This is a genomic window from Dactylosporangium fulvum, from assembly GCF_025137375.1.
GTDB classification, from domain to species: domain Bacteria; phylum Actinomycetota; class Actinomycetes; order Mycobacteriales; family Micromonosporaceae; genus Dactylosporangium; species Dactylosporangium fulvum.
Genome location: NZ_CP073720.1, coordinates 1190418 through 1214541, shown reverse-complemented (window position 1 = coordinate 1214541; position 24124 = coordinate 1190418). Strand labels below are relative to the sequence as shown.

Below are 24124 nucleotides of genomic sequence, written 5' to 3'. Positions count from 1 at the left end.
AGTGACGCCACTTGACGAGGTCAGGCTAGATCGGCCGGATGCTCTCCGGGGCCTCGTCCGCCACCTGGTCGAACTGACGGTGCGTGTCGGGGATCGACACGTAAAGGATCGCGGCTTCGACCCGGCCGACGTCGATGAGCGCGATCGAGACCAGCTCGCTCTTGGCCTTGAGCCCGGGCTGGGAGAAGTGCAGGCGGAACTTGATCAGCCGGGCCGGGCGGCCGCCGAGCTCCAGATCCTTCGCTTCGATCGGCTCGAGCTGGTTGTTGTCGGGGTAGAAGCTCACCCGCACGTCGGCGGCGATCTGGTCGCCGATGCACTTGAGGTCGAGCACCAGGCCGTCGTTGACCGCGGCCGGGACGTGCCCGGACAGGATCGTGGCGTGGTAGTCGCTGCCGCCCCCACCGTAATTGGGCTCGGTGACGAAGTGCTGGCCGACACGGTACGTCACCTTGAGCTCACCCCGGTCGACCCAGGCCGCGTCCCAGGGTGACCACGGGTTGCCGTACTGCTTGTAGGAGATGCCCGCCTCTTCGTCGACGGTCCGCGGACCGGCCGGGGCCGGGGGCACCTGCTGGTTGGGCCGCTCAGGCGGGATGCTCGGCGGCGGGCAGCGGCGGGCCAGCTCCGGGCGCGTGTCGCTGGGCGAGTCGGGTTTGTCGGCGAAGATCCCGCCGGGCGTCGTCGCGTTGTTGGTCATGACCAAGGCGAGGACGATGACCAGGCCGATGACGACGACCGCGATCGCGCCGCCGCCCAGCCACTTCATGATCCGCTTGTTGCGCCGGATCGGGTCGTCGTCGTCCGGCCCGCCGATCAGCACGTCGGGCGGCGGAACCACGGGCGGCACGCCCAGACCGGAGACATTTCCGGACCGATACCCCGACGCGGCGCGCGGCTCGTCCACCGGCCGTTGAACGGCCGGCGAAGGACGCACAGGCTCGACCACGATCTGCGTGTCGGGCTCGGCCCAGGGCGAACGCTGCTCGGTCATCTCACAGTCAGTGTCGCAGCCCGATGCCCGGACTGCCAAAGCTTCCTCAAGGCCGCGGCTGTGGCGGCGGGTGGAGCTCTGTCACCTGCGGATACCGGGGCCCGTCGGCGGCGGCGAGCGGCCCGAGGACGATCAGTGCGACGGTCACCACCCCGGCGGTGGCAACCCCGACGACCACGGCGACCTCGCGCATCTGCGATACCTGCATCGTGCGCACACCCCCTCGCATGCCACCTAGGACAGCTTTCAGGAGGAATCGGTTCCCACGACAGCAAGGTGTCGGAACTTTGCCAAATCATTGAGCGTCGACAGCCCGGCCGACCGGGAGCCGGGTGATCAGCGCCAGAAGACCTTCCTCGTCGAGCAGGTCGGCCGGGCGGACCGTCACCCCGTCGCGGACGTAGAAGAAGGCGGCCCCGACCTGCTCCAGCGGGACGCCACGGAGCTCGGCCCACGCCAGCCGGTACGCCGCGAGCTGCACCGCCGCCGCCGTCGCGTCACTGCCGCCGGGCCGGCCGCCGGTCTTCCAGTCGACCACGTCGTACCGCCCGTCGGGGTACCGGTAGACGGCATCCATCCGCCCGCGGATCACCACCCCGGCGATCACGGACGCGAACGGCACCTCGACGTCGAGCGGCACCCGGTCGGCCCACTCGCTGGCCAGAAACTTCGTCTGCAGGTCGGCGAGGGCCTCGTCGGGTGCGGCCCCCTCGTCGGCGGCGCCGGGCAACTCGTCGAGATCAAGGAGGCGCTCGGCCTTGAACCGCTGCTCGAGCCAGTGGTGGAAGGCGGTGCCGCGCCGGGCGTACGGGTCCGGGCGGGACGGCAGCGGCCGGCGCAGTGACCGGGCGAACCGCTGCGGGTCCCGCCGCAGTGCCACGAGCTGCGAGACCGAGAGGTGGCCGGGGAGCGACACCTCGACGGCCCCGTCGAAGTGCGGGGTCAGCCGGGCTCGCTCGGCGAGAAGGAGGTCGGCCTCGGCCGCCCACCTCCGCCCGGCGGCATCCCGCAGCACCGCGTCGGACCACCCGCGGGCACCACCCTCGGCAGGCGCGGGCGGCTCCTCCCCGGCGGTGCCCTCCCCCGACGGTGCGGCCAGCGCCGACGCCGCCGAACGGACCATCACCGCGGCCGTCTCCAGCAGCGGCCGGCGGGCGCCCAGCGGGTCGGCGGGCCAGCTCGCGCTGGGAACCTCGGAGGCCGTCGGGTTCTGCGCGTCCTGCGCCGGCGCCCCCGCCCACGCGTCGACCACACCGGCGCCGGCCAGGCAGCGCTCGCGGATCTCCTCCAGGAACACCGACGGGCCGCGGGCCCGTTTCACGCCCTCGCCCCACCAGTACCCGCTGGCGAGCAGCAGCCGCCGCGGGCGCGTCACCGCCACGTAGGCGAGCCGCCGCTCCTCGCGCACGTCGTGCTCGCGCCACTCGCGGCTGAACAGGTCCAGCCGGCCCACCACACCCTTGATGTCGGCCACGCCGGACAGGTCGAGCGAGGGCAGCCCGGCGTGGTCGCCGCGCAGCGGGAACGGCAGGACGCCGAGGCCCCGCAGCCAGTGGTCGCCGGAGTTGCTCGCGCCGGGGAACACGTCGACGCACAGGCCGGCCACAGCGACGACGTCCCACTCGAGGCCCTTCGCCGCGTGGGCGGTCAGGATCTGCACCGCGCCCTCGACCACCTCGACCTCGCCGGGCGCGAGACCGCGCTCCTCGTTCTCGGCGGCGGCGAGGAACGCCAGGAACGCGCTCAGCGTCGCGCCCTCCGACTCGGCGGCGAACCGGGCCGCGATGTTGCTGAACGCGTCGAGGTGGCCACGGGCCAGGCCGGCGTCACCGGGGCGGGCGGCGACCTCGACGTCGAGACCGGTGACCCGCTCGATGTCGGCGACCAGGTCGGGCAGCGGCTGGTCGAGCCGGCGGCGCAACCGGCGCAGCTCCAGCCCGAGGGCGGCGAACCGGCGGTGCCCCTCGGGCGAATACGCCTCGGCGTCGCCCGGGTCGTCGAGCGCCTCGACGAGCACGGCCTCGTCCAGCCGGTCCGCGAGGTCCGGCTCGTCGTCCGGGGACGCCCGGCGCGCGGCGGCGAGGGCGCGCGCCCGCCGGTACAGCGCCACGAGATCACGCGGCCCGATGCGCCACCGCGGCCCGGTCAGGATGCGCAGGAGCGCGGCGCCCTCGGCCGGGTCGGCGAGGACCCGCATGGTGCTCACCACGTCGCGGACCTCGGGCGTGTCGAGCAGGCCGCCGAGGCCGACGACCTCGACCGGCAGGCCGCGGGAGCGCAGCGCGTTTTCCAGGGCGGGGATCTGCGCGCGGGTCCGCACCAGGACCGCGGTCGACGGCCGGTCCTCGATCGGGATGTCGTAGGGGAACGTGTCCGGATCGACCTTCGCCGCGAGCCGCCACGAGGCGGCCACCCGGTCGGCGATCCACGCGGCCTCTTCGGCAAACGTCTCGAGCAGTGCGCAGTGGACGGTCGCGGTCGAGGCGGGCTCGGCGAGGCGGTCGGCCGGTGCCAGCTCGGCGACGCGCGCGCCGTGCGCCCGCAACGGCTGGGACAGGGTGTTGGCCACGTCGAGGATCTCGGGCCGGTTGCGCCAGCTCGTGGTCAGCGACAGCTCCGGTGCCGGCACACCGGGTGCGGCCGGGAACTCCGTCGGGAACCGGTCGAGCGTGCCGGCCGAGGCACCGCGCCAGCCGTAGATGGACTGGCAGGGGTCACCGACCGCGGTGACCGGGTGCCCCTCGCCGAACAGCGCGCGCAGCAGCACGACCTGCGCGTGGCTCGTGTCCTGGTACTCGTCGAGCAGCACGACCCGGAACCGGTCGCGCTCGACGGCCCCGACCTCCGGGTGGTCGCACGCCACCCGCGCCGCCCTGGACAGCTGGTCGCCGAAGTCCATGGCTTCCAGCAGCGCTTTCTTCTCCTGGTACTGCCTGATCAACGGCAACAGCTGCAACCGGGCCTGCTGGCGGGAGAGGACGTCACGCACCGGCTTGGCCATCTTGCCCGTCTTGCCGCCGATCTCGGCGAAGAACCTGCCGGTCCAAGCGGCGACGTCGGCCGGCTCGCGCAGGTGCTCGGCGAGGTCCCCGGCGAGGTGCAGCACGGCGTCGACGACCGTCGTGGGGGCCGCGGCCACGGCGGTCATGTCGCCGTCGTAGGCGCGCACGACGGCGTCGGCGAGCTGCCAGCACGCGGCCTCGGTGAGGAGCCGGGTCGACGGCTCGAACCCGGCCCGCACACCGTGCTCGCGGACGACGCGGGTGGCATACGAGTGGTACGTCGCGACGGTCGGCTCGCCGGCGATGAGATCGTCGCGGCCGAGGCGGCGGACCAGCTGCCCGAGGCGCTGCCGGATGCGGTGCGACAGCTCGCCGGCGGCCTTGCGGGTGAAGGTGAGGCCGAGGATCTGCTCCGGCCGCACGTGGGTGTTGGCGACCAGCCAGACGACGCGGGCCGCCATCGTCTCGGTCTTGCCGGACCCGGCACCTGCCACGACGAGCAGCGGCGCGACCGGCGCGGCGATCACCGCGGTCTGCTGGACGGTCGGCGCCGGCAGGCGGAGCAGCTTCGCCAGCTCGACGGGTGTATACCGCGGGCCGACCTCGACCCTGGGCGACGTGCTGGCGGCGGTCATGCGTCCTCCCCTCCGCTCCGCTCCGGCCCGGTCATGTGTCCGTGCCCGTCACGTGGCGGCCCTTGCCGGACACCGGGCACGAGGTCTTCACCGGGCAGACCCGGCATTTGTTGTTGACGACCGCGCTGAAGGTCGACGCCGCCATCGTCTTCGCCGTGCGCTGGACCAGCGCACGCGCCCAGTTGGGGTCGTCGGCCTCGCTGAGCGGCGCCTGGACCTGCTCGCGGGCGGTGTTGGTGTCGCCGCCGAGCTGGATGAGCGCGGCGCCGCCGGCGACGTCGGACTCCTGGAACGCGCCGAGCTCGATCGCGGCCTGGTAGGCCGCCAGCTGCGGATGCTCGGCGAGGTTGGCGTTGGCGGGGATGGTCTTGCCGGTCTTCAGGTCGACGACCACCAGCCGGCCCTGGTCGTCGAGCTCCAGCCGGTCGACCCGGCCCTTGATCTCGACCGGCGCCTCCGGGTCGGCCAGCTCGACGAGGAAGTCCTGCTCGATCGCGACCAGCCGGCGGGGGTTGCCGGCCAACCAGCCGATGAGCTTGTCGAGCATCGTCTCGGCGCGTTCCCGCTCACGCCCGGCCAACCAGCGCGCGGACAGCTCGATGGCGTCGAACCGGTCGGCGACGTAGGCCACGAGCTGCGCCCGGTCGACGGTCGCGTCGGAGGCGAGCATGGCCGCGGCGTGGACGAGGTTGCCGATCGACTGCTCGGGCGACGGGGTGAGCGATCCGCCGTGCCGCTCCAGCAGCCACCGCAGGCTGCACCGGTCGACGCTCTCGACCGTCGACGGGGTGACCTGGACCGGCTCGCCCGGGTCGACGAGCGGCCGGTCGTCGGAGAGCGCCGACAGCCCCCACCAGGTGTCGGGATCGGCGCCCGGCACACCCTCGACGGCGAGCCGCGCCAGCACCTCGGCGGCCGCCACGCGCTCGGCGTCGGTGGCGTCAGGGTCGACGAGCGCGACCCGCAGCTCGGCGACGAGCGTCGGCAGTGTGAGGGCGCGCGGCGTCTCGAACGTGGCCTGCCCGTCGAGCTCCTCGTCGCTGGACAGCTCGGTGAGGAACCGGCTCGGCTGCTCCTCGCCGTCGCCGGACGCGACGGCGGTGACGAGCATCTGCTCGCGGGCCCGGGTCACCGCGACGTAGAACAGCCGGCGCTCCTCGTCGAGCAGCGCCGACAGCCGGCCCATCGTCTCCATCGTGCGCCCGGCCAGCACCTCGACCAGCAGCTCCGAGCCGAGGACGCTGCCCCGCAGCCGCAGGTCGGGCCAGACGCCCTCTTGCACGCCGGCGACCCCGACGACGTCCCACTCCAGGCCCTTGGCGGCGTGCGCGGTGAGGATGCGCACGGCGTCACCCCGGTCAGCGGACGGGGCGAGCGAGTCGGCCGGCAGGTCCTGGCCCTCGACGTGGTCGAGGAAGACCTCGGTCCCGGCACCGGGCAGCCGGTCGGTGAACCGGGCCGCGGCGTCGAACAGCGACACGACCGCGTCGAGGTCGCGGTCGGCGGCGGCGCCCCGGTGGCCACCGCGCGAGCTGATCATGGACCAGCGGTCGGCCAGGCCGCTGGCGTGCCAGACCGCCCACAGCACCTCTTCGGCGGTGGCGCCGGGCCGGGCCGCGACGTCCCGGGCCTCGTGGAGCAGCCGGGCAACCGTCCGCGCCGGTGCCGCCCAGCGCCGCTCGACCATGGCCAGCTCGGCAGGGTCCTTCAGGGCCGCGACCAGCAGCACGCCCGACGGCCGCCGGCTGCCGGCCGCCAGGGCGAGCGCCCGCAGGCCCTGCCGCAGCCGCCGCTCGGCCAGCGGATCGGCGCCGCCGAACGGCGAGTGCAGCAGCGCGATCGCCGCGTCCTCGTCGAGCCGGGCCTCGTCGAGGGCGCAGCGCAGGAGCAGCAGCAGCGGCGCGATGGCCGGCTGGAGGTGCAGCGGGAGGTCCTCGGACTCGGTCACGGTCGGCACGCCCGCCGAGTGCAGCGCCCGCTGCAACGGCGCGAGCTGCCGGGCCGTGGACCGCACGATCACGGCCATCCGGGACCAGGGCACGCCGCGCAGCAGGTGCGCCTCGCGGAGGCGGTGCGCGAGGAACGCCGCCTCGGCGGTCTCCGAGGCGAACGTGCGTGTCTCGACGGTGCCGCCCGGGTGCGCCGGCCGCAGGAGGCGGTGCCTGGAAGGGCCGCGCAGGCGCACCGCGACGCGCCGGGTCGGCGCCAGGAGGCCCTCGCCGAGCCGCCGCGAGTGCGGCAGCGTCACCTGCGGGGCGGGCGCGCCGGCCGAGGTCGGGAAGCGGGACGGGAACTCGCCGACGATCGAGGGGTCGGCGCCACGGAAGGCGAACGTCGACGAGTCGGGGTCGGCGAACGCGACGAGGTGTGCGCCGTTGCCCGCGATGAGCTCCAGGAGCTCGATCTGTGCCGGGTCGGTGTCGGGCAGCTCGTCGAGGTAAACGAACGACAGCCGGCGGCGCTCCGCGGCCAGCAGGTCGGGCGCGTCCAGCAGGAGGGCCCCGGCAGCACGGACCAACTCGGCGTAGTCGTATGCCACGGAACCCCTCGTCGTGGCGTCGCGCAATGCCAGGACCTGGAGATATTCCTCGAAGAACCGGGCACCGGCGGCCCAGTCGGCACGGCCGTGGATCGTCGCCAGGCGCGCCAGGTCGGCCGGGCCCACCCCGCGCTCGACGGCGCGCAAGAGCAGGTCGCGCAGCTCGGTGGCGAAGGCTCGGGTGCCGAGCGCGCCCTCCAGCGACTCCGGCCAGGCCACGGTGCCGCCGGCGAGCAGCTCGCGGATGACGAGGTCCTGCTCGGGGCCGGTGAGCAGGCGCGGCGACGGCTCGCCCCGCTCGACGGCCGCCCGGCGCAGCAGGCCGAACGCATAACCGTGAAACGTGCGGACCATCGGCTCCGCGGTCGTGCGGAGGCCGGCGGCGCGCCCGAGCCGGGCCTCGATGCGGTCGCGCAGCCGCACGGCACCACGCCGCCCGAAGGTCAGCACGAGGATGCGCTCCGGATCGACGCCGTCGGCGACCCGCGCGGCGACCGCCTCGACCAGCGTGGAGGTCTTGCCGGTGCCGGGGCCACCGATGACGAGCAGCGGGCCGGCGGTGTGCTCGACCACGAGTCGCTGCCAGGGATCGGCGCCGACCGGGGCGACCGCCATCGTGGGCCGTCGCACCAGCCGATAGGCACGGCGCGGCCCCACAGGGGAAGCTGTCGCGGTCACGCGGCTATCGAACCATGACCGACCGACAATTCTTCGGTCATGCGGCCTCCGCTGCCCTCCGGACCGTCATGCGCCGAGCAACGACGCTTCGATCAGGTCCAGCGACTCACCGACACCGCGCGACACCATCAGCAACGCCAGCGCCGAGGGGCGGACGAACTCCTGGTCGGCGAGCGTGCCCAACCAGGAGAGCAGGCCGCCGTAGAAGTTGTCGGCGTCCAGGAGCAGCAGCGGCTTGCGGTGCAGGCCGAGCATCCCCGTCGTCCAGACCTCGAAGAGCTCGTCGAGGGTGCCGAGGCCGCCGGGCAGCGTGATGAACGCGTCGGACTTCTCGATCATCATGGTCTTGCGGGAGGCCATGCCGTCGGTGACGACGAGCTCGTCGGACTTGGTGTCGGCGACCTCGAGATCAACGAGGGACTGGGGGATCACGCCGTACGTGCGGCCGCCGCCCGCCCGGGCACCGTCCGCGACGGCGCCCATCATGCCGACGCATCCGCCGCCGGAGACCAGCTCGTGGCCCCGCCGCGCGATCTCGAGCCCCAGCTCGTGGGCGAGATCGAGCCAGCGCTGGTCGAGCCGCTGGGACGAGGCGCAGAACACGCCGATGGACGCCATCAGCTGTCGCCCGCCTCACGCGCCGCACGCCGCGCCGACGCCGACTGGACCTCGTCGAGGTGCTCCCCGGCCTCGACGATGTGCCGCACCGCCTCGTCGACGTCGTCGGTCACGAACAGCAGTTGCAGGTCCTCCGGACCGATCTTGCCGTCGGCCATCATGGTCTCACGGATCCAGTCCAGCAGGCCCTGCCAGTACGACCGGCCCATGAGCACGACCGGGAACCGGGTGACCTTCCTGGTCTGGACCAGCGTGACGGCCTCGAACAGCTCGTCGAGCGTGCCGAAGCCGCCCGGCAGCACGACGAACGCCTGCGCGTACTTCACGAACATCGTCTTGCGGGCGAAGAAGTACCGGAAGTCGATGCCGAGATCGACCCACTGGTTGAGGCCCTGCTCGAACGGCAGCTCGATGCCCAGGCCGACGGAGAGCCCACCGGCCTCGGTGGCGCCCTTGTTGGCGGCCTCCATGACGCCCGGCCCGCCGCCGGTGATGATCGCGTATCCCGCCCGTGCGAGCGCCGCGCCGAGCTCCTCGCCGAGCTTCCACTCCGGGCTGTCCGGCTTGCTGCGCGCGGAGCCGAACACGCTGACGGCCGGCGGCAGGTCGGCGAGCGTGTCGAAGCCCTCGACGAACTCGCTGAGGATGCGCAACGCCCGCCACGCGTCCTTGGTCTTCCACTCGTGGCGCAGACGCGAGTCGAGCAGCCGCTCGTCGGCGGTGCTCGGCGGAATCGCGTCACGCCGCAGGGTCACCATGCCGCGATGCCGCTCCCGGGGTTGGCTGCTCTCTGCGTCGGTCATGTGTGCCACGGTACGTGGATCACAGAAGACGGGGCCGACCAGCCCGCCGGCACGTGATAGCAATGCACCCATGGCGGGCCGGTGGTGGATGGTGGTTGCGGCGGTCTGCGTCCTGCTGCTGGGTTCTTCCTTGGTGTGGTATGGCCTGAGCTCGTCCTCCCCCGCGCCACCGCCGCTCGCCGCGCCGTCGGACCCGGCACCGTCCGCCACGTCCGCCGCCGCGTCCCCGGCCGCGCCGTCACCCGCGGCGTCCCCGTCACCCACGCCGTCCCTGTCACCGACGCCGGTCACCGTCCCGGCCCGCGGGACCGGCCGCTTCCAGTTCTCGGCCACCGGCGGTGACCGGGCCGGCACCGCCGGCCACCTGGTGCGGTACGTCGTGGCGGCCGAGGAGGGCTCGGGCGTCGACCCCGAGGTGTTCGCGGCTGCGGTCCACGAGACGCTCAGCGACCCGCGCAGCTGGATCGCCTCCGGCCGGTGGTCGTTCCAGCGGGTGCCGTCCGGCTCCCCCAGCGAGCTGACCGTGCACCTGGCCACGCCCTCGACCACCGACACCATGTGCGCGCGGCGGGGTGTGCGCACCCAGGGCGAGGTGTCCTGCCGGGGTGGACGGGACGTGATCATCAACCTGAAGCGGTGGCTGCTCGGCGTCGCCTGGTATCCGCAGCTCTCCGACTACCGGGACATGGTCATGAACCATGAGGTCGGCCACTTCCTCGGCAACGGTCACGCGATCTGCCCACGCAAGGGTGCGCCGGCCCCGGTGATGGCCCGGCAGACGTTCGGCCTGGAGGGCTGCGTGGCCAATCCGTGGCCGTATCCGGACGGCCGGACGTTTGTCACCGGACCGCGCGCACCCCGCTGAACACCCTTCGGCCGGACCGAATGTCGCGGTTCGGTAAGAAATCAGGTGCAGAGTGCAACGTTTCCGCCTGCCACGGCGTCGTACCCGGTATACCTGGGTGCACGGTGTGGGGGGGTGACCGCGATGACGCGAACCGAGCACGATCGCCGCAAGCGGCAGATGAACCGGCGGATCCGCGAGGTGCTCGCGGTCCGGCGGATGATGGCCAGCCTGCCCGACGCGCCGCGCGACGCTTCGGACAAGCCGGCCGAGTAACTACCTGCTCAGCCAGCGGCGCACGACCGCCGCACCTTCGACGATCTTGTCGATCTCGACGTGCTCGTCCTGCTTGTGGGCCAAATTGGGGTCGCCCGGCCCGTAGTTCAGCCCGGGGATGCCCAGCGTCGCGAACCGGGCCACGTCGGTCCAGCCGAGCTTCGCCCGCGGCGGGCGGCCGATGGCCGCCAGGAAATCCTGCGCCGGTGGCTCGTCGAGACCCGGCAGCGCGCCGGGTGCCGAATCGACGACCTCCACGTCGAACCCCTCGAACACCTCGCGGACGTGGTCCTGCGCGTCGGCCTCGGAGCGGTCCGGCGCGAAGCGGAAGTTGACCTCGACGACGCACTCGTCCGGGATCACGTTGCCGGCGACGCCGCCGGAGATGCGCACGGCGTTCAGCCCTTCGTGGAACTCACAGCCGTCGATCGTGACGATGCGCTCGCGGTACCGCTGCAAACTCTGCAGGACGGGTGCCGCCTTGTGGATGGCGTTGTCACCCAGCCAGGACCGCGCGGAGTGGGCGCGCTTGCCGCTGGTGCGCACGAGCGCCCGTAGCGTCCCCTGGCAGCCCGCCTCGACCAGGCCGTGCGTCGGCTCGAGCAGTACCGCGAACGAGGCGTCCGTCAGCAGTTCCGGCCGGACGTCGGCCAGGATCTTCAGCCCGTTGAGGGCGGAGTCGACCTCTTCGCACTCGTAGAAGACGTAGGTCACGTCGTGGCGGGGCTCCGGCTCGGTCACGGCCAGGTGGAGCGCGATCGCGGTGCCGGACTTCATGTCGGAGGTGCCGCAGCCGTGCATAAGGTTGCCTTCCACAGTGGACGGCCAGTTGTCGTGCAGCGGCACTGTGTCGAGGTGCCCGGCGAGCACCACCCGCTGCGGCCGGCCCAGCTCGGTCCGGGCCACGATGGTGTTGCCGAACCGTTCGGTCCGGAGCCACTCGGGCAGCACCTCCTGGACGCGGTCGGCGATCTCGGCCTCGTTGCCGGAGACCGATTCGATGTCGACGAGCGCCCGGGTCAGGGCGACGGGATCGGCGAGCACATCACGGGTGAGCATGTCGTCCACGGTAGATGGGGTAGCGTTCGATCACGTGACGACCGCCTACATCGACTCGCCCGCCTGGGGTTCCGGCCTGGCTACCGTGACGGAATCGGGCCAGGTGCTGGATGTCTGGTTCCCGGCCGGCCACCTGGGCCTGGGCGACGCGCCCTCGGATGTCCCCGACCTGTCCGCGCCCTCCGGCGGGGCGCTGCCCGGCCTGCGCACCGAGCCGGTCCGCGTCGGGATCCAGTCCCTCGGGGACGCGCCGACCAGCACCGCCGACGTCTACCTGCGCCTGCACCTGCTCTCCCACCGCCTGGTCCAGCCGCACCAGGCCAACCTCGACGGCCAGTTCGGCCTGCTGGCCAACGTGGCGTGGACCTCGGCCGGCCCCTGCCCGCCCGAGCGCGTCGACGAGCTGCGCCTGGCCGAGCGGCTCGCCGGTCGCCGGCTCAACGTGTTCGGCATCGACAAGTTCCCGCGGATGGTCGACTACGTCACGCCGCCGGGCGTGCGGATCGCCGACGCCGACCGGGTCCGTCTCGGCGCCCACCTCGCCCCCGGCACGACGGTCATGCACGAGGGCTTCGTGAACTTCAACGCGGGCACGCTGGGCACGTCGATGGTCGAGGGCCGCATCTCGGCCGGCGTGGTGGTCGGGGACGGCACCGACGTCGGCGGCGGCGCGTCGATCATGGGCACGCTCTCCGGCGGCGGCAAGGAGACGATCCGCCTGGGTGAGCGCTGCCTGCTGGGCGCCAACGCGGGCATCGGCATCTCGCTGGGCGACGACTGCGTGGTTGAGGCCGGCTGCTACATCACCGCCGGCTCGAAGCTGACGCTCCCCGACGGCCGGGTGGTGAAGGCGCGTGAGCTGTCGGGCGTGAGCAACCTGCTCTTCATCCGCGACTCGGTCAGCGGGCGGCTGGAGGTCCGCGAGCGCCAGGGCCGCGGCATCGAACTGAACGCCGCGCTGCACGCCAACGACTGACCTGCCCCACCCCTTGCGCGTTGATCATGCGGTTGTGGCGCCTCAACACTCCCGGAATGTCCGGGTTGCCAGGCACCACAACCGCATGATCGTTGCGGCGAGAAGGAGCCGTGCTCGCTACAGACGGGTGGCCGCCGCCGCGACGCGCTCGTCGCTCGCGGTCAGCGCGACCCGCACGTGGCGCTCCCCCACGGGGCCGTAGAAGGCGCCGGGAGCGGCCAGGATGCCGCGCTCGGCCAGCCAGTCGACCGTCGACCAGGAGTCCTCGCCCCGGGTCAGCCAGAGATACAGGCCGGCCTCGGAGTGCTCGACCGTGAACCCGGCACGCTCGAAGGCGGCGCGGAGGATGACCCGGCGTCGCGCATACCGCTCCCGTTGCTCCTCGACATGGGTCTCGTCCCCGAGGGCGGCCACCATGGCGGCCTGCACGGGGGCGGGGACGATCATGCCGGAGTGCTTGCGCACCTGCAGCAACTCGTCGACCAGCGCTGGGTCACCGGCGACGAAGCCTGCGCGATACCCGGCGAGGTTGGAGCGCTTCGAGAGCGAGTGGACGGCGAGGACGTTGTCGAACGACCCGTCGCAGACGGACAGGATCGACACCGGCGACGACTCCCACGGCAGCGGCAGGTAACACTCGTCGCTCGCCACGATCGCGCCGCGCTCGCGTGCCCAGTCGACAACCTTGCGCAGGTGGGCCGGCGGCAGGACCCGGCCGGTCGGGTTCGACGGCGAGTTCACCCAGACCAGGCGAACCCGGGCCGGGCCGACCGAGGTCAGCGAGTCGGCACGCACGACCGTGGCGCCGGACAGCTGGACGCCGACCTCATACGTCGGGTAGCACACCTGCGGGATGACCACCGTGTCGCCCGGGCCGATCCCGAGCAGCGTCGGCAGCCAGGCGATCAGCTCCTTCGAGCCGATGGTCGGCAGCACGCCGAACCCGTCACCGGCCGGCCCGCACCAGCGGGTCACCCAGTCACGGATCGCTTCGCGCAGCCGGGGTGTGCCGGCGGTCAGCGGATAGCCGGGCGCGTCGGACGCGTCGGCCAGTGCCGCGCGGATGACCGCGGACACGGGGTCGACCGGCGTGCCGATCGACAAGTCGACCAGCCCGTCGGGATGCTTGGCAGCGGCTGCCTTGGCCGGCTCGAGCCGGTCCCACGGAAAGTCCGGCAGCCCGGCCGCGAGTGCGCGCCGGGCTTGTGCGGGGACGATGCCGGTCAGTGGTCGTGCTCCTGAGGCGGCAGGGCTGCGACGAACGGCGCGTCCTTCTCGATCTTGCCCACCTTGGAGGCGCCACCAGGCGAGCCCAGCTCGTCGAAGAACGTGTAGTTGGCGCCGACGAAGTCCTTCCACTTCTCCGGGACGTCGTCCTCGTAGAAGATCGCCTCGACCGGGCACACCGGCTCGCAGGCACCGCAGTCCACGCACTCATCCGGGTGGATGTAGAGCATGCGGTTGCCCTCGTAGATGCAGTCAACAGGGCACTCTTCGATGCAGGCCTTGTCGAGCAGGTCCACGCAAGGCTCGGCGATGATGTATGTCACGGGTCGCCCTCTTTCGCGCCTGAGGCTGCCAACGTGGTTGGCGAGCCCCGCCGCATCCCTACCGCGGCGGTACGAGCCTAGTATCCAGGTTCACGGGAGGTCGATCGTGCTCGGGCCACAACATGTCGGACAACGCGTTGTGGTGCGTCGTTTCGCCGGCATCCGTGACGCACGACCGGTGTTTTCCGACATTCTAGGCTACCTCGTCGAAGCTACGGAGACGCATCTCACAGTGCGTGCGCGGACGGGCGCGGTGCGGGTACCAACTAATGAGATCGCGCGAGCGAAGGTTGTGCCTGCCCGCCGGCGGTTCACGCCGACCGAGGCGATCGAGCACGCGGCCGCGGCGGGCTGGCGGCCGAAGGAGCTCGCCACCCTCGGCGACTGGATGCTGCGGGCGACGGACGGCTGGACGCAGCGGGGCAACTCGGCACTGGCGATCGGCTCTCCCGACCTGCCGCAGGACGAGGCGATCGCGTTTGTCGAGGAGTGGTACCGCGAACGTGGCCTCCCACCGGCGATGAGCGTCCCGGTGCCGCTGTTCCAACGCCTGGACGACGATCTGGCGCGGCGCGGCTGGACGGCGATGCCGGTGACCCAGGTGATGGTGGCGCGCCTGGCCGACCTCTCGCCCTCGATCGACGGCGAGATCATCCTGGCCACGTCACCTTCTGAGGAGTGGCTGACGACGGTGGCCGGCCGCAAGGGCCCGCTGCCTCCGGCCGCGCGCAATGTGCTGACCGACGTCCCCGAGGTCCGATTCGGGGAGTGGTACGACCAGGGCGGCGCCCTCCGCGCCACCGCCCGCGGCTGCGTGGCGGATCCTGACGGCCGCTGGCTGGGCCTGTCCCTGATCGGCGTGGACGACCGGTTCCGCCGCCAGGGCCTGGCCAAACGCCTGGTCCGGACGCTGGCAGCATGGGCGTCGGACCTGGGTGCGCAGGACTGCTACCTGCAGGTGGAGCAGCGGAACACCCCGGCAGTGGCGCTGTACGAACGGCTGGGCTTCGCGGTGCACCACACCTACTCGTCGCGGCGCCTGTTGACCGATTAACCCCTCTTCTGGTCTTCCAGCCGGTTCGTCCGGACAGCGCCTCCCCGCTGCCCCTTCCGGCTGGCGCCTTCCCCGTTAGCGTCGGACGCTCTTGCGCGGCTTGGTGCCGACCCGCTGGATGTATCGCTTCCAGGACTGCGAGCGATAGTCCAGCCCCATCGTCATCAGCGCGAGCAGTCCGAACACCGCGCCGATCGCGGAGAGCCCGACGAAGTAGGAGAACTGCCGGAAGACCAGACCGACCCCGCTGCTGAACGGCGCCACGCCCGACACGAACGGCCCGACCAGCACCGCCAGCAGGCAAGCGACCACAGCGGCGAGCCCGAGATCGCCGACGACCCGGAGCATCGGGTGCCGCCGCCCGTACCAGAACGCGATCGGGATCATGATCGCCCCGACCGCGAACAACGCCCACAACCCGATCGTGATCTGCTTGTCGTCGTCACTCCCGGCGGCGAACCGCACCACCAGCCGCGCGATGATGTTGACCAGGAAGAGGCCCCCCGCAACGAGGCTGGCCGGCAGCCACCGTTCCTTCATCGCAAGCCTCCGTCACTACTCGCCCCGTGATCAATCCCGCGCCGTGCACACGCAACGGACACGTTCGGCGTTACGCAGGGAACGTGTCTACCTGTCCACGCTCCATGGCGCAAGGCCCTGCCGCCTTGGAGTTCGCTGGGTCTCGCTTGGCCGGGTCGCCACCGGCCGAACCCGCCAGCGAGTTCTCCGTTCAGTCATCGACAGGCGTCATCCTTGACCGGACTTCCGGCGGCGTGCCCGAGCCAGCTGGGTGTGGAGATCTATGGCTGCCCAGGCAACCACCACACTCCACGATCAACTTCTCCCCCGGCGGGCCGCGGGGCCTGGTGGGTCGCGGGCCCGGCCAGCTACGGTCTGCTGGCTGCCGGGTCGCCGCCGGCCGAGTCGTCGCCGGCCGGGTCGCCGCCGTTCGGGTCGTTCGGCGCTCCGTCCGGCTGACCGTTCGGCGTGTTGCCCGCCTGGCCATCGCTGGCCGTGCCGCCCGGTGCGCCGCCTCTCGTTCTGGCCCCGACCATGGCCGTGCGCTTTCTCAGCGCCGTCACGTAGATGCCGATCGCGAACGCCATCGGCCCGGCGAACAGCGTCAGCAGACCCACCCAGTTGTTGTCGGTGATCAGCAGGTCCCCCTCGGAGGTCCGACCCGCCGCCAGAATCCACACCGCGCACCAGGCGCCGGCGGGCAGCAGCGCCGCGAGCCGCTTCCCGGTCGTCACGAACGCGAACCACCCCAGCAGCGGATTGGTCACCAACGCCAGCACGAGCGAGATCGGCAACCGCATGCCGGAACCGTTCAGCCGGAGCGGCGCCAGAAACGCCTCGACTATCGCGAGAGCCAACGCCAGCAGCGTGGCCACGACCAGCCCCGCGACGGTGATGCCCACGTCGAGCCGCTTCGCCCAGTGCGGCGGCAGCTCGCGGCGCACCCGCTGGGGCTCGTCACCCGCCCCGTCATGGAATGTCACGGCGACCTCCCCCGGCGCGGGACCCGGCTCCGCGGCCTCCCCGTCCTCCTGGCCGTTCGGCAGGTCGTCGGCCGCGCTCGTCCCGGGCTCGGCCAATGCCGCGCTGTTCCTTGACTGCGACCGGCCGCCCGGGCGGGGTGGGCTCCTGCGCTTCGTGGTCACGATGCCGTGGTCTCCAGTGATGCGCCGGCCTCCGCCGCCACCACCTCGCCCTCACGCGGGCCGGGGGTCCTCGACGGGTCGACGTCCAGGCCGGCGAACAGGTCTTCCTCCCAGCCGTGCGGACCGACGCCGGGCCCCTTCTCGCCGCGCGCCAGCTGGTAATACTCCACACCCATGAACTCGGCGCCGAAGTTGCCCGCGATCGAGAACAGCCAGGACGTCTGCGGGATCTGCGTCGCGTGCGCCTGCAACGCGGCCGTCTTCTCCTCGGCGAACTCGTGTGCGTCGACCCGGGCGGCGATGTCCTCGTCGGCAGAGCCGAACGGCAGGTCTTCCGCCCGCTCGACGTCGGCGAACGGGTTGTCCGACGAATCGCGGAACTCGCGCATGCCCGCTTCCAGGACGCTGCACGGCACCGCCGTCCAGTACACCTTCTCCGGGGCGATCCCCTCGGCCTCGGCGAGCTCGACGGCACGCATCAGCACCCGGTGGGCCTGGATGTGGTCGGGGTGACCGTAGAACCCGTTGGGGTCATAGGTGACCGCGACCTGCGGGCGCACCTCGCGGATCACCTCGAGCAGCTCGGCGGCGGCGGAATCCAGGTCAGCACCCCAGAACGCCCGGGGATGCTTGTTGGCCGGAGTGTCCATCATGCCGGAGTCCCGGTATCGCCCCGCCCCGCCGAGGAACCGGTGGTCGGTGACCCCGAGCAGGCGACACGCCTCGGCCAGCTCGGTGATGCGGTAACCGCCGAGCTGGTCGGCCTCGGCGGCGGCGAGCCCGGCCAGCGCCGGCACGTGGATCTCGCCCTCCTCACCGAGAGTGCAGGTGACGAGGGTGACGTGGGCACCGTCAGCCGCATAGCGCGCCATCGTGGCGCCGGTCCCCATCGACTCGTCGTCGGGGTGCGCGTGGACGAAAAGGATGCTCCGAGCACTCACGCGAGCAACTCTACGGCGTCCGGCCGACACTTCTGCCCGCGGCCACCAGTCGCGTGATAGTGCGACAACTCTGTGTCACCTTCCGGTTCGGTCACATGACAATCCGCCGCGATCGAGTAAACATTCCGGGGTGGACTATCCGGAGTTGGCCGCACGTACCCGACGTTTCTCCTATGGCGCACCCCGGGCCGTCACGGTGACCCAGGACGGTGCGCGGGTGGTGTTCCTGCGTTCCTCCGGCCCGGAGGACCCAAGCGACGCTTTGTGGGTCTACGACGTCGCCGCCCGCACCGAGCGCCGGCTGGCCGACCCGGCCACGCTGTTACAAGAGGATCAGACCGACCTGCCGCCCGCAGAGCGCGCGTTACGCGAGCGGCTGAGGCTGTCGGCGGGCGGGATCGGCTCGTTCGCGCTCGACGGTGCCGGCGTGATCGCGGTCTTCCCACTGGGCGGCCGGCTGTTCCGCGCCGACCTCGCCACCGGTGATGTTGCCGAGCTGCCCACCGTGGGGCCGGTCGTCGACCCCAGGCCGGACCCGACAGGGCGCCGGATCGCTTATGTCACCGGCGGCGCGCTGCACGTCATCGAGCCCGACGGCACCGACGCCCTGCTCGCCGGCGAGGACGGCGTCACGTGGGGCATGGCGGAGTTCATCGCGGCCGAGGAGTTCCACCGCTTCCGGGGATACTGGTGGTCCCCCGACGGCCACAGCATCCTGGCCGCCCGGGTCGACGAGTCGAGGGTGCCCCGCTGGCATCTGCACGACCCGTCGATGCCGGAGCAGCCGCCGACCACCGTGGCCTACCCGCACGCCGGGTCGACCAACGCCAAGGTCACCCTGCACGTCCTCGACCTCGACGGCGGCTGGGTCGACGTCCACTGGGACCGGGAGACCTATCCGTATCTCGTCGCCGCCACCTGGTCGGAGTCGGGCGGCCCGCTGCTGACGGTGCTGCGCCGCCTCCAGCAGCACGGCCTCGTCATCGCCGTCGACCCCCGCACCGGGGAGACGCAGGTGCACGCCGAGCTGGCCGATCCGCGTTGGGTGGAACCTGTGCCGGGCACGCCCGCTCACCTCAACGACGGGCGCGTGCTGGTCGGCGGCGAGCTCGCCCATGACGGTTACGACGCCCGTTGCCTCTTCGCCGACGGCAGTCTGATAACACCCCCCAACTTGTACGTACGACGCGTCGCCGGCCGCTTCGACGGCGACCTCGTCGTCGAAGCCAGCGAAGGGGAGCCCAGCGAGCAGCACATCTTCCGCATTCCCGTCACCCATTCGAGTGCCCAGGCACAGCGGCTCTCGACGGAGCCGGGGTGGCATCTGGCACAGGCTGCCGGTCGCACCCTCGTCATCGGCTCACAGACGCTGGAGCACAACGGCTGGCGGTACCACATCCATCACAACGACGAGGTGATCGGCGAGATCTCGTCGCTCGCGGCCGATCCCCCATATGCGCCGAGACCCGCGCTCGAACGGGTCACCGACCGGCGTCTCCCCACCGGGGTGCTCTATCCGCGCGGACACGTGTCCGGGCGCCGCCTGCCGGTGCTCGTGTCGATCTACGGCGGGCCGGGGCACCAGGAGGTGGTCGCCGCGCGGGCGCGGTGGCAGGAGAAGCAGTGGTGGGCCGACACCGGGTTCGCGGTCGTGTCGATCGACAACCGCGGCACGCCGGGCGTGACGCCCAGCTTCGACAAGGCGATCCACCGGCGGTTCTCCGACGTCATCCTGGCCGACCAGGTCGACGCGCTGCAGGCGCTCGCGGACAAGCATCCCGACCTCGACCTGGAGCGGGTGGCGATCCGCGGCTGGTCGTTCGGCGGGTGGCTGTCCGCGCTCGGCGTGCTGCGCCGGCCTGACGTGTACCACTGCGCGGTCGTCGGTGCGCCCGTCACCGACTGGAGCCTCTACGACACCGCTTACACCGAGCGGTATCTCGGGCTGCCGGCCGACGCACCCGAGGTCTACGCCCACAACTCGCTCGTCGAACTGGCGGCCGAGCCGCCGGTGCGGCCCGACGACGCCCGGCCGATGCTGCTCGTCCACGGCCTGGTCGACGACAACGTCGTGGCCGCGCACACGTTGCGGCTCTCGGCGGCACTGCTCGCCTCCGGCCGGCCGCACTCGATGATCCCGCTGACCGGCGCGACGCACATGGCGGCCGGCGGGCTCGCCGAAAAGCTGCTGCGCCTCGAGCTCGACTTCATCCGCCGGGCAGTCGGATGACGACGTCGCCGCCGAGGCGTCCAGTTTCAGGGGTTCTGGTCACGGCGCCCGTGTGCAGCAGCGCCGTGACCACCTTCTGCGCGTCGGCGGCGCGATACACGGTGTCGGTCAGAGCAAACCGCTTGAGCTCGGTGACCGTCTTCGGCCCGGCGCGCAGGACGTCGAGGAGCTCGCGACGCAGGGCACCCGGGCTCGGCTCGAGCGAGATGTCCATGAGGTGGCCCTCCGGGTCTCCCGGGTCGCGATACTGCACACCCGCGAATTCGTCGAGGGCCCACATCTCGTTCTTGAAGGCCTCCAGGCTCTTCGCCGAACGGGTGCCGAAGGCGACGAGCAGCTCGTTCGCCCCTTCGATCAGCTCGACGCCGGCGGTCAGCTCGAAGCCCTGCTCCTGCAGCTCCCGCCGCTGGGAGGACCAGGTGCCGGCGGGGGCTGTTGCCAGCACCTCGGCCGGTTTTGCGGTGAAGGCTTTTGGAATGTCGTCGTCGACCATCGCGAGCAGAGGTCCGGCCGCCGCACCCGCTGCCTTGAGCACGGGCGCGACCGCGACACCGGGGACGACGTGGACGGCGAACTCGGCGGGGGTCTTCAGCTCGCGCTGTGCCTGCTGGAGCCGGACCTGGAGACCTTCGACGTCGGGCGCGACGAACAGCAGCGAAAGCCGCCGGCCGCGGAGACGGTCGGCAAACTCGGCCAGCGCACGCAGAGCCGCCTCGCCGGTCGCGTGGTCGAGCGCGGTCCCCGACGCGTAGAGAAAGGTCGCGCCGTGCGCCGAGTGCAGGCTGCCGGGCGCCCACGTGTCCAGATAGCGCACAAGCAGTTCCCGGGTGACGCCGTCGATCGACATGCTGTCCTTTGTACTGCCATTCGCCGGCGGCTGTATCGCCCTTCCCGGGCCGAACACCACAGGACCGTGACACACAGGGACGCCACGACTACCGCCGGTCCGCTACCTTGAGGTTCGTCAATGCGCGGGGGACGGGAGGGACCGTGGGCAACGGACAGGGTTTCGAGATCAACACAGCCGGCGTGACGGCTTTCGGCGCGCAACTGAAGGCAGACGTCGAAAAGGACATTGCGCCGACGAGCGACCGCATCAAACAGATCCTGACGTGGTACCCCGCATTCGGCGCGAGGAGCGGCAGTCCAGCGGTCCAGGCGGCAGCGGTGAAGTACAACGCTCAACTCAACGCCGCCATGACCTTCCTGGACACGTTGATCCACAACGCGGGTGTGATGGCCCAGGCGGCGCAAGACGTGGTGGTTGCCTACCGGAAAGGCGACGAGCTTTCGGCAGCCGACATTCAGGTCGTTCTCGGAGGCGCTTCGACAAGGGTTACCGAGGCAGCCCAGGCAGCCGAAGCAGCACGCGTACGGGCCGAGCAGGAGGCCGCCGAAGCCGAAGAGTCGTTCATGCGCCAGCACGGCGGGACGGCCCGATGAGCGGCACGTACGACCGGTGGCGGCTTCCCGAACTCCTGACGATGGTCGAGAACGACACCGACGCGTCCGCTACTGCCCACCTCCAGGCGTGGGAGCAGAAGCACAGCCTGCTGTTGTCACAGAAACAGAAGCTTGAGTCCCTCGTCGCGGACCTGGCCACTCATTGGGACCCCGCGAAGAGCGAAGCCGCACAAGCATTCATCGACCAAGTGAAGATCCACATCGCGCTAATCGACACCGCTAGTGAATCAGCAGCGCGGATCTGGTCGGGGCTAGGTCACATCACTAATGCCATCGCCGACACAAAGAAGGAACTGCAGGCACTAAAATCGCAGTACGACGATAGCAGCGCCGCGACACACGAATTCAACAAGCGTGCATTCCCAATGCTGCCTGACCCTCTGAACCCAGATCGGTCACTCGCACCCATACCCGGACTGGACGGGCTGGCGATGCGGCAGCATCAAGAGCGACTCGACGAGCAAGCGCGCGCCATCATGCGCGCCGCCGACATCCGCGTCGACGAAGCTAACCCAATGATTAAGGACTTTCCGAACTTGGTCCGGATCGACGTCGGCCAGCAATACGACCTGAAGATCAGATCAGCGCAGGGCTCGGGTGGCCGCGTTGCTAGCAGAGTCGGATACGTGCCGGCGCCAGTGTTCAATCCCCCTGCCCCGTCGAGCGTCTCGGCCCTGACGCAACTCGATTTCCCTGCACAGGAAGCCGGCATGCCGATATTGGCTGGTGGCGCATCCACACCGCTGCCTCTCATGTCCGATCCGGTCGCGCCCGGCAACCTCGGCTCATTCACCGTCCCGGAATCAGCCATCGGCGTGCCGCCCACTGGCCTACCTGCGTACGCACCAAAGCCAAACTGGCACACCAAGACGGGTGGAGGGACCGCGTTACCGCCGGGAGGTGTCATCGGCGGTCAACCTATGCCGACCGGATCCGCGTCTCGCGGTGGTCTGCCGGCAAACGGTGTCATAGGCGGTTCCGGAACCGCCGGCTCAGCCCGCCGGACACCATATGCCGGCAGCAATGGCGCGATACGAGCGGATTCAACACACATCCCGCCTCAACCTAACCGTTCTCTCCCGCAGGCTGTGACAACAAGCAGAGGCTCGACGAGCCCTTCTCGGACGTCTGATGGAGGCTGGCAAGACAGATCATTCGAGCGATACGCCGAACTCAGTGAACGTCAAGACGATGATGGGGAGAATCCTTGGCATGTTGAGCAGGGTGTGGCCCCCGTCCTCGATGCACCGCGATTGAGGAACACTCACGACGCGGGCCCTGGTGTGATTGGCCTTGATCGGTGATCTCGCGTCGCGTTGTCCTCACCGCGGCTGTCGTGGTGCTGTTGAGCGCTACCACACCTTCTAAGGCTGCCCACGCAGATTCGGTCCGAAACCGCCAGTGGCATTTGCAGTTCCTGAACGCCGCAGCCGCCCATACGGTGAGCCAAGGCGACGGAGTTCTGGTGGGTGTCGCCGACACTGGAGTGGATCCCCGTTCGGCCGAAATGGCGTCGGCAGTGATCGTCGGAGGCGAGTTCGACAAAGACGGCGGCGACGGGCGAACGGACACTGACGGTCACGGCACTGCTATGGCCGCTCTCATCGCCGCACGAGGAAAAAATGGCGGTGACGGGGCGCTCGGAATCGCGCCGAAGTCGACGATCCTGCCACTGCGTGTCTTCACCGGCGATCCGGCAGCGCTTGGCGCAGGCATCAGTTGGGCGGTTGACCATGGCGCGAAGGTCATCTCGATTTCGCTCAGCACAAGCGAAGAGCCAACCATTGAAGCGTCAGTACAGAAAGCATTGGCCGCCGATGTTGTTGTTATCGCTGGTGTTGGCAACACACCGAACGAAAAGAGGGTCGCTTACCCTGCTCGGCTACCCGGCGTGCTTGCCGTCGGAGGAGTTGATCGACAAGGCAACCATGCGGGGGTCTCCGTCACTGGGCCGGAAGTCATGATCGCGGCTCCGGCCGTCGATATTCTCTCGATAGGGGCCAGTCAGCGGTACCGAACGGCCACTGGAACCAGTGATGCCACCGCTATCGTGGCCGGAGCGGCGGCTCTCGTTCGCTCGAAGTATCCGCAGCTCAGCGGGCCCGAGGTGGTTCGGCGGCTCACTGCCACCGCGCAGGACCGGGGGGCTCCTGGGCGGGATGACCAATACGGGTACGGCGTCCTCGACCTCGTCGCGGCGCTCACCGCCGATGTTCCTCCCGCCTCCGCCGGCGCGCCTGTTGCCAGTACAACTGCTGCGGCGGCGCCGAAGGGTGACTCGCGTGGCGGTCGGGGCGGCATGTTCGTCGCTGTCGCGGGTGTCCTTGTTGCTGTCGTGTTCGTATTCATCCTGCTCAGCCGGCGGCGACGGGCGGTGCGGCCCGAGTGGAACCCTCGGCCGTTGCCGCCGCCCATCGGCAGGGATCGGCGGGAGTGATCACCGGTAGGACGAGCGGCGGCATGCCCGTCAGCGGGGTAGCGTGCTCGTATGGCTGACGTGCTCGGCAGTGATGATGTCGCGACCGCACTGGCTCGCCTTGCCGGGTGGTCCGGTGACACCGACGGGATCGAGCGGTCCGTCACCGCGCCCTCTTTCCTGGACGGTATCCGGCTCGTCGCCGAGGTCGCGCACGTGGCCGAGCAGGCCGATCATCACCCGGACATCGACATCCGCTGGCGGACCGTCACCTTCCGGCTGTCGACCCACTCGGCGGGCGGGGTGACGGACAAGGACATCACCCTCGCCCGGCAGATCAACGACCTTATCGGGTAGTCACTCCATGCACCGAGGGTTGTC

Annotated in this window: 22 protein-coding genes; 9 read left to right on the top strand and 13 right to left on the bottom strand. The window is 71.0% G+C overall.

The genetic code is table 11. From position 1 onward, the window contains the following. Positions 1 to 25 precede the first annotated feature (25 nt). The 6 genes from Dfulv_RS05640 to Dfulv_RS05615 form a co-directional block, all read right to left on the bottom strand. Entirely contained in the window at positions 26 to 994 is a 969-nt protein-coding gene (locus tag Dfulv_RS05640; RefSeq protein ID WP_259861552.1) for a hypothetical protein, read from the bottom strand. A gap of 46 nt (positions 995 to 1040) precedes the next feature. Then, on the bottom strand, positions 1041 to 1202 hold the full coding sequence (locus tag Dfulv_RS05635; protein WP_259861551.1) for a hypothetical protein: 162 nt from the start codon (positions 1200 to 1202) through the stop codon (positions 1041 to 1043). Between the two features lie 87 nt (positions 1203 to 1289). Further along, complete coding sequence (locus Dfulv_RS05630) at positions 1290 to 4631, bottom strand: ATP-dependent helicase (RefSeq protein ID WP_259861550.1); 3342 nt, start codon at positions 4629 to 4631, stop codon at positions 1290 to 1292. 31 nt (positions 4632 to 4662) lie between these two features. Then, a complete protein-coding gene (locus Dfulv_RS05625) occupies positions 4663 to 7785 on the bottom strand; it encodes an ATP-dependent helicase (RefSeq protein ID WP_259867452.1) in 3123 nt (1040 codons plus the stop codon). Between the two features lie 129 nt (positions 7786 to 7914). Beyond that, complete coding sequence (locus Dfulv_RS05620) at positions 7915 to 8466, bottom strand: LOG family protein (protein ID WP_259861549.1); 552 nt, start codon at positions 8464 to 8466, stop codon at positions 7915 to 7917. After that, positions 8466 to 9269 (bottom strand): LOG family protein, encoded by an 804-nt coding sequence (locus tag Dfulv_RS05615; protein WP_259861548.1) that lies wholly within the window; start codon positions 9267 to 9269, stop codon positions 8466 to 8468. The genes Dfulv_RS05620 and Dfulv_RS05615 overlap by 1 nt, the downstream gene beginning before the upstream one ends. A 70-nt stretch (positions 9270 to 9339) precedes the next feature. Between Dfulv_RS05615 and Dfulv_RS05610 the strand changes: the two genes are divergently transcribed. Both Dfulv_RS05610 and Dfulv_RS05605 read left to right on the top strand, forming a co-directional pair. Further along, on the top strand, positions 9340 to 10134 hold the full coding sequence (locus Dfulv_RS05610; protein ID WP_259861547.1) for a DUF3152 domain-containing protein: 795 nt from the start codon (positions 9340 to 9342) through the stop codon (positions 10132 to 10134). Between the two features lie 114 nt (positions 10135 to 10248). Beyond that, complete coding sequence (locus Dfulv_RS05605) at positions 10249 to 10389, top strand: hypothetical protein (RefSeq protein WP_259861546.1); 141 nt, start codon at positions 10249 to 10251, stop codon at positions 10387 to 10389. Here the strand turns inward: Dfulv_RS05605 and dapE are convergent, their stop codons facing one another. Continuing rightward, positions 10390 to 11457 (bottom strand): succinyl-diaminopimelate desuccinylase, encoded by a 1068-nt coding sequence (gene dapE / locus Dfulv_RS05600; RefSeq protein ID WP_259861545.1) that lies wholly within the window; start codon positions 11455 to 11457, stop codon positions 10390 to 10392. Between the two features lie 25 nt (positions 11458 to 11482). Between dapE and dapD the strand changes: the two genes are divergently transcribed. After that, positions 11483 to 12424: a 2,3,4,5-tetrahydropyridine-2,6-dicarboxylate N-succinyltransferase gene (gene dapD, locus Dfulv_RS05595; protein WP_259861544.1), complete on the top strand. Its 942-nt coding sequence runs from the start codon at positions 11483 to 11485 to the stop codon at positions 12422 to 12424. A 117-nt stretch (positions 12425 to 12541) separates the two neighbouring features. On the opposite strand, the gene dapC is transcribed toward dapD, so the two are convergent. Both dapC and fdxA read right to left on the bottom strand, forming a co-directional pair. Then, complete coding sequence (gene dapC, locus Dfulv_RS05590) at positions 12542 to 13651, bottom strand: succinyldiaminopimelate transaminase (protein WP_406567997.1); 1110 nt, start codon at positions 13649 to 13651, stop codon at positions 12542 to 12544. After that, entirely contained in the window at positions 13648 to 13974 is a 327-nt protein-coding gene (gene fdxA / locus Dfulv_RS05585; RefSeq protein WP_259861542.1) for a ferredoxin, read from the bottom strand. The genes dapC and fdxA overlap by 4 nt, the downstream gene beginning before the upstream one ends. Positions 13975 to 14266: 292 nt before the next feature. Between fdxA and Dfulv_RS05580 the strand changes: the two genes are divergently transcribed. Then, positions 14267 to 15028: a GNAT family N-acetyltransferase gene (locus Dfulv_RS05580; protein WP_406567936.1), complete on the top strand. Its 762-nt coding sequence runs from the start codon at positions 14267 to 14269 to the stop codon at positions 15026 to 15028. A gap of 75 nt (positions 15029 to 15103) precedes the next feature. Here the strand turns inward: Dfulv_RS05580 and Dfulv_RS05575 are convergent, their stop codons facing one another. The 3 genes from Dfulv_RS05575 to mshB all read right to left on the bottom strand — a co-directional run bounded on the left by Dfulv_RS05575 (position 15104) and on the right by mshB (position 17582). Beyond that, complete coding sequence (locus tag Dfulv_RS05575; RefSeq protein WP_259861540.1) at positions 15104 to 15568, bottom strand: hypothetical protein; 465 nt, start codon at positions 15566 to 15568, stop codon at positions 15104 to 15106. Positions 15569 to 15915: 347 nt separating this feature from the next. Beyond that, entirely contained in the window at positions 15916 to 16626 is a 711-nt protein-coding gene (locus tag Dfulv_RS05570; RefSeq protein WP_259861539.1) for a hypothetical protein, read from the bottom strand. A 62-nt stretch (positions 16627 to 16688) separates the two neighbouring features. Further along, a complete protein-coding gene (gene mshB, locus Dfulv_RS05565) occupies positions 16689 to 17582 on the bottom strand; it encodes an N-acetyl-1-D-myo-inositol-2-amino-2-deoxy-alpha-D-glucopyranoside deacetylase (protein WP_259867447.1) in 894 nt (297 codons plus the stop codon). A gap of 181 nt (positions 17583 to 17763) precedes the next feature. Here mshB and Dfulv_RS05560 point away from each other — a divergent pair, with 181 nt between their 5' ends. After that, the gene (locus Dfulv_RS05560) at positions 17764 to 19863 is read left to right on the top strand and encodes a S9 family peptidase (RefSeq protein WP_259861538.1); all 2100 of its coding nucleotides are present in this window, start codon (positions 17764 to 17766) and stop codon (positions 19861 to 19863) included. Here Dfulv_RS05560 and Dfulv_RS05555 read toward each other — a convergent pair. Then, a complete protein-coding gene (locus Dfulv_RS05555) occupies positions 19841 to 20710 on the bottom strand; it encodes a hypothetical protein (RefSeq protein WP_259861537.1) in 870 nt (289 codons plus the stop codon). The genes Dfulv_RS05560 and Dfulv_RS05555 overlap by 23 nt on opposite strands. 143 nt (positions 20711 to 20853) lie before the next feature. Here Dfulv_RS05555 and Dfulv_RS05550 point away from each other — a divergent pair, with 143 nt between their 5' ends. Genes Dfulv_RS05550 through Dfulv_RS05535 form a run of 4 tightly spaced genes read left to right on the top strand, consistent with a single transcriptional unit; the run spans position 20854 to position 24100 of the window. After that, complete coding sequence (locus Dfulv_RS05550) at positions 20854 to 21306, top strand: hypothetical protein (RefSeq protein ID WP_259861536.1); 453 nt, start codon at positions 20854 to 20856, stop codon at positions 21304 to 21306. Beyond that, the gene (locus Dfulv_RS05545; protein WP_259861535.1) at positions 21303 to 22631 is read left to right on the top strand and encodes a hypothetical protein; all 1329 of its coding nucleotides are present in this window, start codon (positions 21303 to 21305) and stop codon (positions 22629 to 22631) included. Before Dfulv_RS05550 ends, Dfulv_RS05545 begins: the two co-directional genes overlap by 4 nt. Further along, a complete protein-coding gene (locus tag Dfulv_RS05540) occupies positions 22628 to 23764 on the top strand; it encodes a S8 family serine peptidase (RefSeq protein ID WP_259861534.1) in 1137 nt (378 codons plus the stop codon). The genes Dfulv_RS05545 and Dfulv_RS05540 overlap by 4 nt, the downstream gene beginning before the upstream one ends. A gap of 51 nt (positions 23765 to 23815) precedes the next feature. After that, entirely contained in the window at positions 23816 to 24100 is a 285-nt protein-coding gene (locus Dfulv_RS05535) for a 4a-hydroxytetrahydrobiopterin dehydratase (protein ID WP_259861533.1), read from the top strand. Positions 24101 to 24124: the final 24 nt, after the last annotated feature.

Coding starts and splice junctions, on each gene's coding strand:
- Dfulv_RS05610 (WP_259861547.1), top strand. CDS start 9,340: ATGGCGGGCCGGTGGTGGATGGTGGTTGCGGCGGTCTGCGTCCTGCTG.
- Dfulv_RS05620 (WP_259861549.1), bottom strand. CDS start 8,466: ATGGCGTCCATCGGCGTGTTCTGCGCCTCGTCCCAGCGGCTCGACCAG.
- Dfulv_RS05555 (WP_259861537.1), bottom strand. CDS start 20,710: ATGTCGATCGACGGCGTCACCCGGGAACTGCTTGTGCGCTATCTGGAC.
- Dfulv_RS05640 (WP_259861552.1), bottom strand. CDS start 994: ATGACCGAGCAGCGTTCGCCCTGGGCCGAGCCCGACACGCAGATCGTG.
- Dfulv_RS05635 (WP_259861551.1), bottom strand. CDS start 1,202: ATGCAGGTATCGCAGATGCGCGAGGTCGCCGTGGTCGTCGGGGTTGCC.
- Dfulv_RS05545 (WP_259861535.1), top strand. CDS start 21,303: ATGAGCGGCACGTACGACCGGTGGCGGCTTCCCGAACTCCTGACGATG.
- Dfulv_RS05630 (WP_259861550.1), bottom strand. CDS start 4,631: ATGACCGCCGCCAGCACGTCGCCCAGGGTCGAGGTCGGCCCGCGGTAT.
- Dfulv_RS05575 (WP_259861540.1), bottom strand. CDS start 15,568: ATGAAGGAACGGTGGCTGCCGGCCAGCCTCGTTGCGGGGGGCCTCTTC.
- Dfulv_RS05535 (WP_259861533.1), top strand. CDS start 23,816: ATGGCTGACGTGCTCGGCAGTGATGATGTCGCGACCGCACTGGCTCGC.
- Dfulv_RS05625 (WP_259867452.1), bottom strand. CDS start 7,785: ATGGCGGTCGCCCCGGTCGGCGCCGATCCCTGGCAGCGACTCGTGGTC.
- Dfulv_RS05615 (WP_259861548.1), bottom strand. CDS start 9,269: ATGACCGACGCAGAGAGCAGCCAACCCCGGGAGCGGCATCGCGGCATG.
- mshB (WP_259867447.1), bottom strand. CDS start 17,582: ATGGGGACCGGCGCCACGATGGCGCGCTATGCGGCTGACGGTGCCCAC.